Genomic DNA, 17266 nt, shown 5'->3' with positions numbered 1-17266 from the left:
TGGGCCATAAAATCACTCATCACATTGAATCGTAAGTAATTATACGATAATTTTAGGCAAAATGAAAGTCCGACAAGCTGCTAGCGACCGGCGAAATGTTTCATGAACGGTGGAAATATGATTGAAGATCCGGACGTCGCTTCTGTGGCAGGGCTGATGGCGGTTCCCGCCAGAGCGGAGATTCTGCTTGCACTCATGCACGGCCAGTCTCGACCAGCCGGTGAATTGGCCCGCTTTGCTGGACTGTCTCCCCAGGCAGCGACTGCGCATCTCAAAAAACTGGTTTCCGGAGGTTTACTGACCTTGGTGCCATCAGGAAGGCATCGCTACTATCGGCTGGCTAGTCCGGAAGTGGCGCAGGCGATCGAAGCGCTCATGCCGCTGGCCCGCTCTGCGCGATCTTTACCGTATCCGAAACCTGCCCAGCCCCTTCAAAAAGCTCGGTCCTGCTATGATCATGTGGCCGGGCAGCTTGGTGTGGCCATGACGGACGCCCTGGTCCGGAAGGGCTACCTTATCGAAAATGAACGCGACTACAGGGTCACCACATCGGGCGCGAGCTGGTTCTGCGATCTCGGTGTAAATATTCAGCCAGACCCCCGGAGCCGCCGGGCGTTTACCCGTAAATGCCTGGACTGGAGCGAACGGCGTTACCACCTCGGGGGCGTACTGGGTGCGGCCATGCTGGAAACTTTTCTGGACGCTGGATGGCTGGCACGCAGCAGTTCGCACCGTCGGGCTTTGCGCATTACCCACGCGGGTCAGACCGAATTGTGGCGCCACCTCGAAATCGAATGGCGATAAGCAGGATGATAGTGCTGAGCAGGAATATCGCGGCAAGCGCGTAGAATCCGTTGAGATAGGCCTGCATTTCCGCATGTCGCAGCAGAACCTGCTGAAGCAATGTGAACTGTGCTGGCAGCGAGGCCGTTGGCAGTGCATTTAAATAATCATGGAGAGCCGGATTGAAAGCAGTCACAAAGCCTCCCAGATGATTCCAGGCGCTTTGTGTGCAATGGCTCAACAGCGTAGCCATCAGGGAGACCCCAATGGCACCGCCCAATACCCGCATCACGCCAAAGAGGCCAGCGGCATCCGCTGTTGCGGTTTTGGGGAGAGAGCGAAAGGCGAGCGTGGCGATGGCGGTAAAAGCCATTCCCAAACCGATCCCTTGAAGGATTCCAGGCCACAAAGCCGCCGACAGCCCGATATGGAGATCATACCCCGTCATGGCATATCCACCGACCGCACTGATCACGCATCCCGTTAACGCCCAGACCAGGGGCCCGGTGCGATGAATGAGCCGCCCAGTGATCAGCATCCCCAACATAGCCGTAATCCCGCGTGCTGCGGAAATCCACCCTGCCGTTTCTGGCGGATAGCCGAGCAGATGTTCCAGAAATATCGGCTGATAGGTCACGATGCCGTAGAAACCCGCGCCAAAGGTGATTGATGCGAGTGAGGCGATTCCAAAATCTCGATTCCTCAGCAAACGGAGATGAACGATACTGTCGCCCCGAGTCAGTGCCCGCCAGAGGAAAAAGCCGAGCGCAAACACGACCAGCATGGTCAGAATCACGATCCGCTGCGAACTGAACCAACCCATCGTATTGCCTTGGTCCAGCACGACCTGTAGGGCACCCAGACCGATGGCCATGCTGGCGAAGCCCAAAAGATCAATGCTGCGTTTTTCGATTGTGGTGGAGGCGCTACTGAAACGGTAGGCCAGTATCCAGGCCAGCAAGCCGGCGGGCAAGTTCACGTAAAATACCCAACGCCAGTCCAGATGGGTAACGAGGATACCGCCAATCACCGGCCCCAGAATGGGACCCGCAACAACGGCAAGGCTCCAGCGCGCCGTGATCCGCCCCCGCATTTCCGGGGGATACGCCTCTATCAGCATGGCCTGCGCCAAAGAGGGGAGCGGCGCCCCAACCAAACCCTGAAGTAGACGCAGAAAGACGATCTCCATCAGATCCTGACTGACCCCGCAGAGCCCGGAAACCACGACAAAGCCGCCGAGACTGGCCAAGAGTAACTGGCGCCGGCCAAATCGCGCCGCCAGAAATCCGGTCAACGGCGTGGAAATGGCTGCCGCGACCAGATAACTGGTCACTACCCAGCTTATCTGGGAGGTGTTGGCAGACAGGCTCCCGGCCATATAGGGCAGAGCCACGCTGACGATAGTAATGTCCAGCACCTGCATGACGGTGGCAGCCAGCAGCGCCACACTGAGCCAGAATCGATAAGAAGGTGATGCCGACGCGTCCGGCGCGACGGTGTTGCCTTTTGCTGGAGAAAGGTTTGTTGACATACGCGCATGCTACTGGTCGCATAGTGGTCAACGTTTCATTGGTTAGTGAACAAACCCTCGCTCTCATCGAACCGTGTGGGCCGATGATAAAGGGCCACCATACCAGTCTTCTGGATTCATGATTCAGTATTTTCAAAATGAAGTTTCACCGTTTTCCCGCGATAAAAATCGGCTCAGCCGGTGTCTATCTGCCAAATGCCTCCCAGGCAGTTCTGGCAATCAGGAGCAGCACGACAACAATAAACAGGCGGCGTACAAAAGTAGTTCCATGAGTCATTGCCATGCGGGTACCCATGAGACTACCCAGCATGTTGCACATGGCCAGAAACAAGGCGAGATGCCAGAGCACATGATTTTTGCTGGCAAACAGAACCAGTGCCGCAAAATTTGACGAGAAATTAACTATTTTGGCACTGGCGCTGGCATGCAAAAAATCAAAACCAAATACGAGAATGAATACAAAAACCAGAAAATTACCGGTTCCAGGACCCAGAAAGCCGTCATAAAAACCGATGATCAAGCCACCACCTATGCCCAGAAAGGTGGCGGTCTTTTGGGAAAAGCGGGGTTGATGCACCTGACCCAGTTGTCGGTTCATGAGGGTGTATATCAATACGGCAACAAGTACAAAGGGCAGGGCGCGACGAAAGTCGTCCCCATTGATACGCGTGACCATATCCGCCCCGATTAATGAACCCGTCAACGCCGCCAACGCGGTTGGGATTACGGTTTTCCAGGGGATACGCACTCGCCGGACGTAAGACAGGAAGGCGGCACCAGTACCCCAGATGGCGCCCGCTTTATTGGTACCGAGCAGCGTTGCCGGTGCAGCTTGCGGAAAGGTCGCAAATAGAGCGGGCAGCAGGATCAGTCCTCCTCCACCCACAATGGCATCGACAAAGCCTGCGAGTCCTGCGGCCAGTCCAAGGCCCATATCTGCAACATTCAGAAACATCATGAGGATGGTTTTTATATAATCAGCAGAAAATTTTCAGGCATGCGCCGCCGCATTTTTTCGGGCCAGGGCTGTTGCCTGTTTGGCGACCTGAGCGCCGGGCAGTCCGAAAGTCTCGCGCACAAAACACCAGCCGTACAGCCCAACCAATATCAATAAGGCAACCCCTGCCAGGGATACCAGTAGCGCAGCAGCATACGTATGTAAGCGTGCCGAAATGAAGGTGATCACACCCTGTAGCAGCAGGCTGGCCAGCAAGAAAGTCAGCCAGACCCGAACATTGGCCAGCACGGCCTGAAATCCTGCCAACAGGGCCAGATAGCCTCTCTGGGTGATACCAGTGACAATGACGCCAACAGACAGCAGCAAAAATGCATTACCCAGCATGGTCTGTGCGGTACCAAGGGCATTGGTGATGAGCGAACGTAACCAGTCCGGCAGCTTTTGCCAGTCGGCAGATTTCAGATTGTGCAAGGTCGCCGCTGAGGAAATATGATCCTGACTGAATATACCCTGCAAATAATGCCGGAATATCAGCATCAGCATCAGCAGTGCCGCAACCAGCAGGGCGATTTCCAGTATGAGCCGCAAGAGGGGCCACCAGGCTACATCGCGAATACTGCGGCCGACGTCGGCCAACTGCGTACTGCCCTGATGAATCGCCATGGCGACGGCAAATATAATCGCCATGACCACGCAGGAGATGGGAATACTCAGGATAAGCGGCTGCCAGGCGATATTCAGTAACAATAATACCAGATAAAGCAGCGCAAAGGACCGAGGGGACGCGCGCAGCAGAATCAAAGAATCCCGCCACCAACGCAGCAGCCAGCCAGATTCAACGGGCTGAGGTTTAAGTGATGCAGCCATTATTCGATAGTGTGGAAGCAGAAAGGGGCATACGCTGACGATGACGCATCGTCACGGTATGCCCCTCTCCCTGATGACCATTATTGCCACGGTGTTTGACTTTGCGGTTGTAAACCGTCCGGTCTTTCTCGATACGTGTGGGGTGGACACCCAGACGCGGCTTTGGCCGTTTGGCCTGGCCATGTAGTCTTTCTATTTTCATCAATATCTCCTGAATTCACCAGAAACTGGAACTAGTCTAGCATGATCCGGGCAAGGATGAAGATTTCAGCTTTTCAAAGTTTGCTGCGGGTGCATAATCAGGCGTGCCGCCAGCCAGGCCAGCAGGGCTGTGAGAAATATAATACCGATATCGTTTAACGACATGGATGTTGTCTGAAAAACAAGCTGCAAAAATGTTGACTGCGAAAATAGAGCCTGGAGCAGGATCATGGCTACGAGGCTGCCAATCAATATCCAGTCACCTCGATCATTCCGCCAGGATCCATACATCGCCAGAAGTACAGCCCCTTCCATGGCCATTAATCCATTCACGGCCAATGTGCGGGCATGCACAACGCCATAAAAAGCACTGCCTGTTTCAAAAATCGCAAAGACCATAAGCAGCAAAAAAACAGTCATTAAGGTAATGCGACGCCAAAGAATCCCGGGAACCAGAGACTGAGCAACGGGTCTTGGCAATTGCTGCATCAGGGCCTTATCAGCGCCCATAAAAGCAAAAACAAGCGCCAAAGTAATGGCAGTCACCGTATTGATCCACAAAATTTGCAAGGGCGTAATGGGCAAAGTCAATCTGAAAATAACCGCCAGAAAAATCACCATTCCCTGGGCAAAATTGGTGGGCAGCATGAACAGCACGGTACGCTGGATGTTGTTATAAATATGCCGGCCTTCTGCCACAGCGCTGGCAATATGCGCAAAATCATCATCGGCAAGAATCATGGCGGCGGCTTCGCGGGCAACGGTACTACCCGAAAGCCCCATGGCCACCCCAATCTGGGCACGGCGCAATGCCGGCGCATCATTAACGCCATCTCCCGTCATCGCTACAATTTCCCCATTGTCTTGCAGGGTTTCTACCAGTTCCAGCTTGTCAGCAGGCTGCACCCGGGCAAAGACATTCACTTCACGCGCTAATTGTTGACGTTCTGCAGGCGAAGCGGCCAACCACTGCGCATGATCAACCACCCGAACAGACCCGGCCTCCACAAGACCTATTTGTCGGGCAATTGTCGCTGCGGTGCGGGGATGATCCCCAGTTACCATAACCACCCGGATACCGGCTCCTCGACAGGCGGCAATAGCCGCCGGCACTGCCTGTCGAGGCGGATCGAGCAGAGCAACGACGCCCAGCCAGCGCCAGCCCCCCTGATCCAGAGAAGACCAGCGAGACATATCCGCTTCGGCAAGGGCAATAGTACGCAGGCCCAGATTGGCCATCTCCGAAATAACCCCCTCCCAGAAACTGACCGTCTGTTCCTGCTCTTGAAAGCAGTGTTGCAAAACAAATTCCGGTGCTCCCTTGATGGCGATACGGTCAGCATGCAGGGTCGCCATGTAAGGGCTTTCATGGTCAAAAGGGCGCGTATCCAGGCGGGGATTGCGCTTTTGATAATGCATCAATGCGCCATCCTCGCCGTGTGCATAGCGTATCAGCGCCTGTTCCAACGGATCGCCACTACCCTGTCCAGCGTCAGATATTTCTGCGTCATTACAGAGCAGCATATTTTCCAGCGCCCTGAGCAGGCTGTCAGGATTATCCTGGGCCAGGCGCAAGTCTTCTACGGCCATGCGGTTTTCGGTCAGAGTGCCGGTTTTATCCGTACAAATGACCGTCACTGCTCCGAGAGTTTCTACGGCGGGTAACTGACGAATGATGGATCCCTTTTGCGCCATACGCTGGACACCCAGGGCCAGAGTAATGCTGATCACTGCGGGAAGACCTTCCGGAATAATAGCCACCGCCAGACTGATAGCTGCAAGGATCGCAAATTCGAGACTGTCACCATGCGTCCAGGCGATGAGGGAAGCGATAATAGCCAGGAGGAATACGCCCAGAGCCAGCCATCGGGATAACTGATTGATGCGCATCAGCAAGGGCGATTTACTCGCCTTGGTTTGCGCCAGCAACTTCTGAATATGGCCGATGGATGTCGCGGCACCCGTTGCAAAAACTTCGCCCACACCGGACCCCCGCGTGACCATCGTCCCGGCATGCAAAACGCCTTGCTCATTGTCTTCAGTCAGCTGTTTATCCACAGGAACCGATTCGCCGGTCAGCAAGGATTCATCGACCTGAAGCTGATGCGCTTCACGAATGTGCAGGTCTGCCGCTATTCTCTCCCCGTTTTCAATCCGCACCCAATCGCCCGGCAGCAGATTTTCAGAGGGCAATTTTTGCCAATGACCATCGCGTAGTACCAGCGAATATTCCACCAGGTACGTTTGCAGGGCAGCAACGGCTTGTTCTGCGCGATTTTCCTGAATAAAACCCAGCACGGTATTGACCAGAATAACGGCGGCGATGATGCCGCTATCCACCCAATGACCAAGGGCTGCTGAAAAAATGGCGGCGATGCTGAGTATGAAAATCAGAGAGTTATTAAATTGTTGCAGAAGTTTTCGCCACCAGCGCGCTGGGGTTTGGGCAGGTAATTGATTAAGACCAAACTGCCGCTGCAGTAAAACCGCTTCTTCACTACTGAGTCCGCGTTTTTCCATGGCATTTCTGCCCTCGCTCGGTTTTTCTGAAGCCTAAGGGATGGGCGTTATTTTTTCCAGTGACCACTGACCAGCCGCCCAACGTCCAATGCAGGCCGCATCCGGGTTCCAGGCACCCAGCACCATCCGCCAGCCATCGTCCGTGTGTTCCCAGACGGGGCGATGCGTATGCCCATGTACCAGCACATCAAAACCATGCTCCAGGTGCTGATCTGCAATTCCGTGATGCAGAGTCGTGTGGATGGCCAGAGGATGGGCGTCGGTGATATTCAGGGATTTTTTCTGGACTGCGCGGGTACTTCCCCGCCGCAAACCCGCCGCCAGTTTTTGCAACCAGGAGTAGGGGAGATTGCCGACGCTGAGGCGAATCAAGGGATGGCGAATCACCCGACGAAAAATCTGATAACGACGGTCATCCGTACAGAGCAGATCACCATGGGTGAGCAGAATATTTTGGGTACCCAGGCGCAAGGCCACAGGGTCGGGAATAGGCAGAAGGCCAAAGGATGCGAGCAGGGTTTTGTTCAAGGCAAAATCCCGGTTGCCAACCATCACATAGACCCGAATACCCGCCGCAACCAATTGCTGCAGGTTCGCAAACACTTCGGCGTAGACACTTTCCCGGGATTGATCGGGATGGACCCAGTAGTCAAACAAGTCCCCGAGAATAAAAAGAGCCTGTCCTTCTTTGGCTCGGGTTTCGCAAAACTGCCGAAAAAGCCGGGTCAGGGCAGGCTGCTGGGGGCTCAGGTGCAGATCAGAAATGAACCAGATCGGTCCTTCTGCAAAATCCACATCCAGAAAGGGCATGTCAGGCCGTAGCGATACGCTCGCCCTTGTCGATGGTGACGGTATCTTTGGGTACATCCTGGTGCATGCCTTTATTGCCGGTAGGCACTTTGGCGATTTCGTCTACCACTTCCATGCCACTGATTACCTTTGCAAATACCGCATAACCCCAACCGGTACCCGAAGCGGCTTTGAAATTGAGGAAATCATTGTCGGTCAGATTGATGAAAAACTGGGCAGTGGCTGAATGGGGATCGTTGGTACGGGCCATGGCCAGGGTCCCGCGCAGGTTTTTCAGACCGTTTTCTGCCTCATTTTGAATGGGCGCATGGGTTTTTTTCTGCTGCATATCTGCGGTAAAACCGCCGCCCTGAATCATGAAACCGGGAATGACCCGATGAAAAATGGTTTCATCAAAAAAACCTTCATCAACATAGCTCAAAAAGTTTTCGACCGTATTGGGCGCCTTTTCGGCATCCAGTTCGATGACAATATCACCCTTGTTGCTGTGTAGTACGACTTGTGGATTGGTCATGAAGACTCCTCGGAATTGCAGGGATCCACCCTGTTCAGAATAAATTCACCACTGGGTCAGCGGCAGCGAGTGAGAAGAGTAAAGCGTTAGCCCCGCTTTTGTCGATAGCTCGCATACGGTATCCAAGTGAAACCAGCCCTCAGAATCCGGGAAAGTGTATTGACAAAGTAAATCATCGCCATAAAATCCATGGCATGGACGTTAAATACGAATTGCTTGGGTTATCTTTTGTCTGGGACGACAGGAAGGCCGTCATCAACTCCAGAAAGCATGACGGAGTAACCTTCGAAGAGGCGGCAACTGTATTTTTCGACCCTTTGTAATGAAGAGAGGCAAAGTTATGAGTATTCCTGAGCGCATCAAAACTCGGTTAAACAAAGACCGTCCCATGACTACGGTAACTCTGCGGATTCCGGTAGATGTGGTGCAGTCTCTCAAGGAAATAGCTCCACAGAAAGGGTTTAGCGGCTATCAACCCTTACTTAAAGCCTATGTCAGTGAGGGACTGCGGAAAGATGAAGCACATTTCAGCTTTGGGGCTACGGCTCGACTACTCTCAGCACTGCGAAAGCGCGGAGTTCCTCAAGAACTGCTGGATGAGGCCGTAAAAGAAGAGACTATTTCTTTGTCCTAACGTCGGCAGTTAGAAGGCTCATTCGGTAAAAATCACGTGAAAACTCATAGATTTTCATATTCACATTTCGTGACTTCGCAACTGATACTGCCCTTCGCCAGGGTAGCCACCAGTTGTTCACCGGGATGGGTGCTCTGACTGTCGAAAATAACTTTTCCGGATGCATCCCGCAATACCGCAAAGCCTCTTTGCAATACTGCCAGAGGATCCAGCAAGCGCAGTGCAGACGCAGATTGTTGCTGGCGAAGGCGCGCACGCTGCAAAATATCGAGCATGACGGCTCCCAGATTTTTTTGGCTTTCGCGCACTTGCTTTTCCAGAATTTGCAGACGTTGTCTGGGATCCTGGCGCGCTCGTCGCCCCTGGAGATAGGCGAGTTGCTGCGCCCGGGATGACAGCTGCAAGGTCATGGCCCGAGATAAGTTTTCACGAGCGAGTTTCAGGCGTCGTTGGGCCGCATCCAAACCCTCTCCGGGATGGCGAAGGCGCATCCGCAAAAAATCGAGGCGCTGGGATTCATCCTGCAGCTTTCTGAACATGAGTTTTTCAATCTGATGATGTTGAGCCTGAACTTTGGGAAGCCACTCGCTCCGATCAGGACTGACCGCTTCTGCAGCGGCGGTGGGAGTGGCCGCTCGCAGATCACTGGCAAAGTCCGCAATGGTAAAATCAATTTCGTGACCAATTCCGGTGACTACCGGAATGCGCGAGGCGCGAATGGCGCGAGCTACGCTCTCTTCATTAAAGCACCACAGATCTTCCGTACTGCCACCACCACGAGCGAGGATCAGCACATCTTCCGTGCTGCGCGCATTGGCACGACGTAACGCTTCGACAATCTGGCCGGCAGCCTGATCCCCCTGAACCAGTACCGGATAAACCAGTATGCTGAGTAATGGCCAGCGCCTGGCCAGGGTTGCCCGGATATCCTGCAGGGCTGCGCCGGTTGCCGAAGTGATCACTGCCACCCGTTGTGGCCATGTGGGCAGCGGACGCTTGAGATGCGCTTCAAAAAGCCCTTCGGCTGCGAGTTTTTCTTTTAATGCCAGAAAACGCGCCTGCAAGTCACCTTCACCGGCTTCCAGCAATTGCTCAATAATCAGCTGAAATTCACCCCGCCCCTCATAAAGCGTAGGTTGTGCCAGCACCTGAATTTGCAAGCCGTTGCGTGGTTGCACCCGACTATATAAATTACGTTGCCGAAACATGGCGCAACGGACCTGGGCACGACTGTCCTTCAGAGAAAAATACCAATGACCAGAGCCCGGCGCACTGAAATTGGAAATTTCACCCTCAACGCGTAACAACGGAAAATTGCCTTCAATAATTTCCCGGGCGGTACTATTCAGTGCACTGACTGACAACACCGGAATAGATTCTTCAGAAATACGCATGCCTCGACCTCATCCCTTGACCCCATCTGTCCTGCGCTTTAAGGTCAGCATATAACATTTTACTGTCATTCGGGATGGTCCCGTCTGCCGCGCGCGATTCTGCGCAATCCTGTTTACGAGAGGACATAGCATGGCTGTAGTGGAACTTACCCAGGAAAACTTTGAACAAATGGTTACCGGAAATGACATGGTTATTGTCGATTTCTGGGCCCCTTGGTGTGCACCTTGCAAGGCTTTTGCCCCAACTTTTGAGGCTGCTGCCGAAAAGTATCCGGATATTGTTTTTGGCAAGGTGAATACGGATGTAGAACAGGAACTGGGTGCTTCCTTCCAGATTCGTTCCATTCCAACATTGACCATTTTTCGTCAGCAAATTGGTATTTTTTCCCAGGCTGGTTCGTTACCTGCCAGTGCGCTGGAAGAAGTTATCCAGCAGGCACTCGCACTTGATATGGATAAAGTCCGTGAGGAAATCGCCAGTCAACAGGGCGAAAATACCAGTCATTGAGGCATTCACGCCGGCCTAAAAACCGGCGTATAACTGCAGTAGCAGTAATCGCACCCAGAAAACCGAGAATAATGGCGGCGTACAGGTTACCCAAGATCAAAGCCACCACACCGTAACCTTTCCAGAATCTCAGATTGGCAAGAATAAGGGGGATAATTCCTGCCCAACCGAGTATTCTCGCCATGCGCATACTATCCATGATGGCCGTCCTTGACTGAAGATGAGGCACTGGAAGCAGTCGCTGCGGTACCAATACCTGCCGGTTGAATGTTGGTAAATCCGATCACCACAAGAGCGATCATGGCGGCGGCCCACAGCACCAGAAACAGCGCGAATAACAGTGGACCTGTTTTACGTTTTTTCAAGGTGTTCTCCTCATGAGTAAATCACCAGGCATTGACCCGCCGCACACCCATGAAATGCATATTCAGGGGAATTTCAATTTTCCGGGTTTGGGCTGCCAGTTGCTTGGAAAAAGGCATATAGGGAAATGACAGTCGAATAATGCGCTCAGCTGCTGCATCAAGTTCCTTGTTACCGGAAGGATCTACCATGATGATGCGTTCCAGTCCTCCCTGGGGATTGAGCACCACTTTGACTTTCAGCTGACCCACCATAGAGCCGGGATAATTGAGATCACCAATACGTTCCAGTTTCTGAATCCAGCCCGCAATGTAAAAATCGGCTACCGGTCCTTTGGGGTTCTCGAATTTGGGTAAAGATGGGCTGGAGGTGGCTTCACGCGCGGCCTGATCCATTTGTTCCTGCAGCCTTCCCAAATTGATATGGGGTGGACCTGCGGGCTGGATGCTTTGCAGGGTTGATGGCGCAGGAGAAACGGCTGGCTGCGGTTTTTGCGGCAGAGCATGGGGATGAAATTCCGGGTGCGGTACGGGGCGTGGCACCGGTCGGGGTACTGGTACAGGTCGCAGCTGCGGCTTCACCGGGTGTGGTTTCACCACCGGTCGAGGATGAGGGATCACCTGCGGTTTTACCGGGCTGGGTGTCACGGCTTTATTGGGCAAGGGCATGATATGAAAAGTTTTATTGACTTCAGTCTGGTTATGCATCGCCTGCAGTTTGGGCTTCTGGACATGGATCAGCAAAAACAGGGCGAGGGCCACCAAAATGGCTGAAATAGCCAACCACGGAGCCAGGCTTTCACTCCAATGGGGTTTCTCATCAGGAATCAAAAAGTAAAACTTTTGTTCAGCGAAGGCCAATCGTCCTAACCTCGCGGCAGTGCCGCTCATGAAATATGCCCGCGCAAGGCGGGCGGCAATGCTTAGCTTGTCCTATCAACCGCCACGAGTAAAGCCGGTTAATGCGCGCTTTTGCGCGGTGCTGGAATATGCGGAAGAAATGCTGCAAGCAAGCCCAGCAGCGGCAGAAACGCACAAATCTGGTAGACCACCTGAATACTCCAGACATCCGCGAGCTCACCAAGAACGGCGGCACCCACCCCACCCAGACCGAAAGCCAGGCCAAAAAACAATCCGGAAATGGTGCCAACCTTACCGGGGACCAGCTCCTGGGCATAAACCACCATGGCCGGAAAGGCTGAAGCCAGCAGAAAACCAATGACCACCGTTAATAGAGCACTCATGGTTAAGCCGACGTAGGGCAGGGCCAGGGTAAAAGGCGCGATTCCCAAAAGGGAAACCCAGATGACCTTCTTGCGACCAATGCGGTCACCAATGGGTCCTCCCATCAATGTTCCGGCGGCAACCGCTGCCAGAAAAATAAACAAATGCAACTGGGCTTCCTGGGTGGCAATATGGAAACGCTGCATCAGATAAAAAATCAGATAGCTGCTGATACTGGTCAGATAAAGAAATTTGGAAAACATCAGGGCGACCAGAATGATAATGCTGCGTTTGACCAGTTTTGCCGGAAGTACTGCTTCGCGCACTTCGGTACGGTGTTTTTTCGGAAGACGATGCTGATGCTGGTACCAACGTCCCACAAAAGTCAGGATCACAATGGCCAACAGGGCTGCCAGGGAAAACCAGGACAAACTATGCTGACCATTGGGCATGACAATAAATGCCGCCAACAGCGGACCAACGGCGGTGCCAACGTTACCCCCCACCTGAAAAATGGACTGGGCGAGGCCATGCCGGCCACCCGAAGCCATTCGCGCCACCCGCGAGGATTCCGGGTGAAACACCGACGAACCCAGACCCACCAGTGCGGCAGCGAGCAGGAGTATCAGATAATTGGGTGCAATGGAGAGTAACAATAAACCCGCAAAGGTGGATACCATTCCAATAGGCAACGAAAAAGGCAGAGGATGTCCATCCGTATAACGCCCGACCAGGGGTTGAATAATGGATGCCGTCAGCTGGTAAGCCAGGGTAATCAACCCGATCTGGGCAAAACTCAAGTCAAAATTACTTTTGAATAATGGGTATACCGCCAACATCAACGATTGAATGCTATCATTGAGGAAATGTGACACGCTGATGGCACCAAGCACGTCAAAGCGGGTGCCTTCCTGCTTTGATAGGGTGTTTATCTGCGCTGTCTTTTGTATGGACATGGGGAGAAGAACCTTTCGGAATGGTGAACAGACGAAATATTAGTGTCCAATTAACCGACCGTCCAGTATGAAATTAAATTTTTGCGCTTGCCCCGAGGACGGGGCCTAGTGTTTAATTGGCAAACATGGAAAAAGACATGAATAACGAACTCTCTTCTGCGGACACGCCTGCGGACTTCGCCAGCACCCTCGATGCCCTAGAAGCAACGGTCCGCCGTCTGGAAGGTGGTCAGATGGGCCTTGAAGATTCGGTAGCCCTGTTCAAGCAGGGTATGGATCTTGCCAAACGCGCCGAATCACAACTACTACAGGCGCGCCAGACCGTGGAAATACTGCTGGGAGAGAATGCCACCCCAATGACTCAGGATGAATAATCAATGACCCTGGAAGCCCTGGAGACCACTCAGAATTTTGCTTTATTTCGTCAGCATGCTGTGCAACGCATAGAAGCTGTTTTGCAAAGTTTGCTGCCCAATGAACATATTTTACCAGCCCGTTTGCACGGCGCCATGCGTTACAGCACCTTGGGTGGCGGCAAGCGCATACGGCCGCTGCTGGTATATGCTACCGGACTTTGTCTGGACATTGCCCCAGAAAAACTCGATCGCCCTGCTGCTGCCCTGGAAATGATTCATGCCTATTCGCTGGTTCATGATGATCTCCCGGCCATGGATAATGATGATTTGCGGCGGGGGTTACCAACCTGTCACAAAGCTTACGACGAAGCCACCGCTATTTTGGTAGGTGATGGCTTGCAGGCCCAGGCTTTTATCGCCCTGTCCGAGCCGGGTTGGGGCGTTGATCCTGAATGGCAAGTCCGTATGCTGGCGGCACTGGCCCAGGCAGCCGGTTCTCGGGGTATGGTCGGCGGGCAAGCCATTGATCTGGCGGCGGTCGGCCATGAGCTGGCTTTGCCAGCCCTTGAGCAAATGCACCTGCATAAAACCGGAATGCTGATTCGTTGCGCCATTCAGCTGGCTCTTTGTGCGGCAGGTGTTGTAGAAAATTCGGAGCAGGGCGGCATGCTGCTACAATATGCGGATCGGGTCGGGCTGGCCTTTCAGGTTCAGGATGACATTCTGGATGAAATCGGTGATCTGCAACAAACCGGTAAAGCCCTGCAGGGCGCAGATCGCAGTCGTAACAAACCGAGTTTTGTGACCTTGCTGGGCTTGAAAGAAGCCCAGAATTACGCCCAACGGCTTCTGGAAGAGGCTCTTGCTGCCTTGCAGTCCTGGCAGCATGAGGCGGATCATCTGCGCGCACTGGCGCGCCTTATTGTAGAGCGGAATAAATGACGGACTTGTTGAAGGGCATTCCCATGCCCGAAGAGCTGCGGAGAATGTCCCGCACTGAGTTAAAAGGTGTCGCCAAGGCGTTGCGCCAATTTCTTTTGGAATCCGTGAGTCAGACCGGAGGACATTTATCGTCCTGTCTGGGTACGGTGGAACTGGCGGTTGCCTTGCATACGGTTTTCAACACACCCGATGATCGCTTGGTCTGGGACGTAGGTCATCAAGCCTATCCGCATAAAATTCTGACTGGGCGAGGATCCCGCTTTACCCAGCTGCGCATGAAAGACGGGCTTTCCGGTTTTCTCAAGCGTGATGAAAGCCCTTACGACAGTTTTGGGGCTGGTCATTCCAGCACCTCAATCAGCGCCGGACTGGGAATGGCGGTTGCCGCAAAACTGGAAAAACATGACCGGGAAGTCGTTGCAATTATTGGCGATGGTGCCATGACCGCCGGAATGGCTTATGAAGCCCTCAATAATGGCGGTGTACTGGACGCCAACCTGCTGGTAGTTCTGAATGATAATGAAATGTCCATTTCTCCCAACGTCGGTGCGGTTTCCCAGTATCTCACCCGCATCCTTTCCGGGCGCTTGTACAATACCGTGCGTGATAGTGCCGGGCAGGCATTAAGTCTGGTCCCGCCACTGCGCGAGCTGGCCAAAAAGGCTGAGGAAGGCGTCAAGGGATTGGTCACTCCGGGAACTCTTTTTGAGGAAATGGGCTTCAATTATTTCGGGCCTATCGACGGTCATGATCTGGACGCCCTCATTCCTACCCTGGAAAACCTCAAAAAAATTAAAGGGCCGCGTCTTTTGCATGTGATGACCAAAAAAGGCAAAGGCTACGGACCAGCCGAAGAAGATCCCTGCGGCTATCATGGTGTCACCCCGTTCAATCAGAGTGACGGGAAAATGGCCAAAAAGGCGGGTGGACCGCCCAGTTACACCAAAATTTTTGGCGATTGGCTGTGCGACAAAGGGGCCACAGAATCCAGTTTGGTCGCCATTACCCCGGCCATGCGCGAAGGTTCGGGTCTGGTACGTTTTGAGCAGCTTTATCCCGAACGCTACTATGATGTGGGCATTGCCGAACAACATGCAGTGACTTTTGCTGCAGGCATGGCCTGTGATGGCATGCATCCGGTCGTGGCCATTTATTCGACCTTTTTGCAGCGCGCCTATGATCAATTGTTGCATGATGTCGCCATTCAGAATCTGCCCGTACTGTTTGCCATTGATCGGGCCGGTTTGGTGGGCGCCGATGGGGCTACCCATCAGGGTGCCTTCGATATGGCCTATTCGCGTTGCATTCCCAATCTGGTGATCATGGCACCCAAAGATGAACAGGAACTGCGCGACATGCTCAATACCGGGTTTGCTTATCCCGGTCCGGCGTTGGTTCGCTATCCTCGTGGGAATGGCGTAGGGCTGGAACTGGATAAAAACCTGGAGCGTACCGTAGCACTCGGCAAGGCTGAAGTACTCCGCTCCGGAAAAAAACTGGCCATATTGGCTTTTGGTACACGGGCTGCAGCAGCTTTGCAGGCTGGAGAAGCCTTAGATGCGACGGTTATTAACATGCGCTTCGTCAAACCATTAGATCATGCGTTGCTCCAGGAGTTGGCTCAGACCCATCAGGCTTTGCTGACCGTAGAGGAGGGGGTAATTGCCGGTGGCGCGGGTTCTGCTGTGGCGGAATATCTGCTGAACCAGGGACAAATTGTTCCCATGCGCATTCTCGGGCTTCCCGATCAGTTTATTGAGCAGGGAGATGCTAACCAGTGGCTTGCAGAGCTGGGGCTGGATGCTTCTGGAATCACAGCAGCCGGTCATGCTTTGCTGGACTCCCTTGCCCGGAAGCCGGGTCACGCGTAATATCTGACTAAATTGGTCCACTATTCAAAGTGAGGTGCGCGTGAGGAATTGCGCTACGGAAGTTCTCGAAGATGTGCAGGGTCGGGTAGATCCCCGTGCCATTCCCATTCAGCAGGTGGGTATTCGTGCCGTCAGGCACCCTCTGCAGATTGTGGATAGAGGTGCAGCGGTCCAACCCAGTGTTGCCTTGTGTAACATGTATGTCAGCCTGCCTGCTCATCTTAAGGGCACGCACATGTCGCGCTTCATGGAAATACTCAATAACCAGGAAGCACCCATCAGTGTCGAAGGTTTTCGGGGTATTGTTGAGCAGATGTGCACACGCCTCGAAGCCGATTCGGCACGACTCGAAATGCGCTTACCGTTTTTCGTGCAAAAAGCGGCGCCCGTTTCCGGTGTCAAAAGCATGCTGGATTACGAGGTGGAGTTGATTGGCGAAATCACCCCGAAAGGCTATCAGTTAACCTTGGGGGTCATGGTGCCGGTAACCAGCCTCTGTCCCTGTTCAAAAAGCATTTCAGAATACGGGGCGCACAACCAGCGCGCTCATGTTTGGGTGCATGTCCGCAGCCAGGACACTATCTGGATTCGGGATATTATTGATTTAATTGAGGCAGAAGCTTCCTGTGAATTGTATGGTTTACTGAAGCGTCCCGATGAAAAGCATGTGACGGAATATGCTTATGATCATCCCAAATTCGTCGAAGACATGGTCCGGGATGTAGCCCTGCGCCTGCAGGAAGATCCGTGTGTGCGCTGGTTTTCGGTGTCATCGGAAAACTTTGAATCCATTCATAACCATTCGGCTTACGCCATGATTGAAATGGAAAAATAA

18 protein-coding genes are annotated in these 17266 nt (G+C 53.3%); 7 read left to right on the top strand and 11 right to left on the bottom strand.

Annotated features, from left to right (window positions below; all coding sequences use genetic code 11):
* Positions 1 to 117: 117 nt before the first annotated feature.
* Entirely contained in the window at positions 118 to 804 is a 687-nt protein-coding gene (locus HAP95_RS14215) for an ArsR/SmtB family transcription factor (protein ID WP_215884810.1), read from the top strand.
* Here the strand turns inward: HAP95_RS14215 and HAP95_RS14210 are convergent.
* The 7 genes from HAP95_RS14210 to HAP95_RS14180 all read right to left on the bottom strand — a co-directional run bounded on the left by HAP95_RS14210 (position 749) and on the right by HAP95_RS14180 (position 8184).
* Positions 749 to 2314: a DHA2 family efflux MFS transporter permease subunit gene (locus tag HAP95_RS14210; RefSeq protein ID WP_215884809.1), complete on the bottom strand. Its 1566-nt coding sequence runs from the start codon at positions 2312 to 2314 to the stop codon at positions 749 to 751. The two genes, HAP95_RS14215 and HAP95_RS14210, sit on opposite strands and share 56 nt — an antisense overlap.
* Positions 2315 to 2498: 184 nt before the next feature.
* Positions 2499 to 3272: a TSUP family transporter gene (locus tag HAP95_RS14205; RefSeq protein WP_215884808.1), complete on the bottom strand. Its 774-nt coding sequence runs from the start codon at positions 3270 to 3272 to the stop codon at positions 2499 to 2501.
* A 33-nt stretch (positions 3273 to 3305) separates the two neighbouring features.
* Positions 3306 to 4139, bottom strand: a complete 834-nt coding sequence (locus tag HAP95_RS14200; protein ID WP_215884807.1) for a hypothetical protein — start codon at positions 4137 to 4139, stop codon at positions 3306 to 3308.
* The gene (locus HAP95_RS14195) at positions 4123 to 4341 is read right to left on the bottom strand and encodes a hypothetical protein (RefSeq protein WP_215884806.1); all 219 of its coding nucleotides are present in this window, start codon (positions 4339 to 4341) and stop codon (positions 4123 to 4125) included. The genes HAP95_RS14200 and HAP95_RS14195 overlap by 17 nt, the downstream gene beginning before the upstream one ends.
* Before the next feature lie 65 nt (positions 4342 to 4406).
* Positions 4407 to 6860 (bottom strand): cation-translocating P-type ATPase, encoded by a 2454-nt coding sequence (locus HAP95_RS14190; RefSeq protein ID WP_215884805.1) that lies wholly within the window; start codon positions 6858 to 6860, stop codon positions 4407 to 4409.
* A gap of 33 nt (positions 6861 to 6893) precedes the next feature.
* Positions 6894 to 7670 (bottom strand): UDP-2,3-diacylglucosamine diphosphatase, encoded by a 777-nt coding sequence (locus HAP95_RS14185; RefSeq protein WP_215884804.1) that lies wholly within the window; start codon positions 7668 to 7670, stop codon positions 6894 to 6896.
* A gap of 1 nt (position 7671) precedes the next feature.
* Positions 7672 to 8184 (bottom strand): peptidylprolyl isomerase, encoded by a 513-nt coding sequence (locus tag HAP95_RS14180; RefSeq protein ID WP_215884803.1) that lies wholly within the window; start codon positions 8182 to 8184, stop codon positions 7672 to 7674.
* A 340-nt stretch (positions 8185 to 8524) separates the two neighbouring features.
* On the opposite strand from HAP95_RS14180, the gene HAP95_RS14175 reads away from it, so the two are divergent.
* On the top strand, positions 8525 to 8818 hold the full coding sequence (locus HAP95_RS14175) for a BrnA antitoxin family protein (protein ID WP_215884802.1): 294 nt from the start codon (positions 8525 to 8527) through the stop codon (positions 8816 to 8818).
* Positions 8819 to 8862: 44 nt separating this feature from the next.
* Here HAP95_RS14175 and xseA read toward each other — a convergent pair whose 3' ends face one another.
* The gene (gene xseA, locus HAP95_RS14170) at positions 8863 to 10212 is read right to left on the bottom strand and encodes an exodeoxyribonuclease VII large subunit (protein WP_215884801.1); all 1350 of its coding nucleotides are present in this window, start codon (positions 10210 to 10212) and stop codon (positions 8863 to 8865) included.
* A gap of 130 nt (positions 10213 to 10342) precedes the next feature.
* Here xseA and trxA point away from each other — a divergent pair, with 130 nt between their 5' ends.
* On the top strand, positions 10343 to 10720 hold the full coding sequence (gene trxA / locus HAP95_RS14165; RefSeq protein WP_193649340.1) for a thioredoxin: 378 nt from the start codon (positions 10343 to 10345) through the stop codon (positions 10718 to 10720).
* A gap of 191 nt (positions 10721 to 10911) precedes the next feature.
* On the opposite strand, the gene HAP95_RS14160 is transcribed toward trxA, so the two are convergent.
* From HAP95_RS14160 to HAP95_RS14150, 3 genes are all read right to left on the bottom strand, one after another.
* Entirely contained in the window at positions 10912 to 11085 is a 174-nt protein-coding gene (locus HAP95_RS14160) for a hypothetical protein (RefSeq protein WP_215884800.1), read from the bottom strand.
* Positions 11086 to 11106: 21 nt separating this feature from the next.
* Entirely contained in the window at positions 11107 to 11973 is an 867-nt protein-coding gene (locus HAP95_RS14155; RefSeq protein WP_226832794.1) for an energy transducer TonB family protein, read from the bottom strand.
* A 68-nt stretch (positions 11974 to 12041) separates the two neighbouring features.
* Positions 12042 to 13262, bottom strand: a complete 1221-nt coding sequence (locus HAP95_RS14150) for an MFS transporter (RefSeq protein WP_215884799.1) — start codon at positions 13260 to 13262, stop codon at positions 12042 to 12044.
* A 137-nt stretch (positions 13263 to 13399) separates the two neighbouring features.
* On the opposite strand from HAP95_RS14150, the gene xseB reads away from it, so the two are divergent.
* From xseB to folE2, 4 genes are read left to right on the top strand one after another with little or no spacing between them, the layout of a single operon-like run.
* Entirely contained in the window at positions 13400 to 13636 is a 237-nt protein-coding gene (gene xseB, locus HAP95_RS14145; protein WP_215884798.1) for an exodeoxyribonuclease VII small subunit, read from the top strand.
* A gap of 3 nt (positions 13637 to 13639) precedes the next feature.
* Positions 13640 to 14560: a polyprenyl synthetase family protein gene (locus tag HAP95_RS14140; protein WP_215884797.1), complete on the top strand. Its 921-nt coding sequence runs from the start codon at positions 13640 to 13642 to the stop codon at positions 14558 to 14560.
* Positions 14557 to 16431 carry a 1-deoxy-D-xylulose-5-phosphate synthase gene (gene dxs, locus HAP95_RS14135; protein WP_215884796.1) on the top strand — a complete coding sequence of 625 codons (1875 nt, stop codon included), beginning with the start codon at positions 14557 to 14559 and terminating at the stop codon, positions 16429 to 16431. Before HAP95_RS14140 ends, dxs begins: the two co-directional genes overlap by 4 nt.
* 40 nt (positions 16432 to 16471) lie before the next feature.
* Positions 16472 to 17266 (top strand): GTP cyclohydrolase FolE2, encoded by a 795-nt coding sequence (folE2, locus tag HAP95_RS14130; protein ID WP_215884795.1) that lies wholly within the window; start codon positions 16472 to 16474, stop codon positions 17264 to 17266.

It is taken from the genome of Acidithiobacillus sulfurivorans (assembly GCF_018853815.1).
In the GTDB taxonomy this organism is placed as follows: domain Bacteria; phylum Pseudomonadota; class Gammaproteobacteria; order Acidithiobacillales; family Acidithiobacillaceae; genus Acidithiobacillus; species Acidithiobacillus sulfurivorans.
Note: the sequence above shows the minus strand (reverse complement) of the source record. Positions and strands in the feature narration are given on the sequence as shown.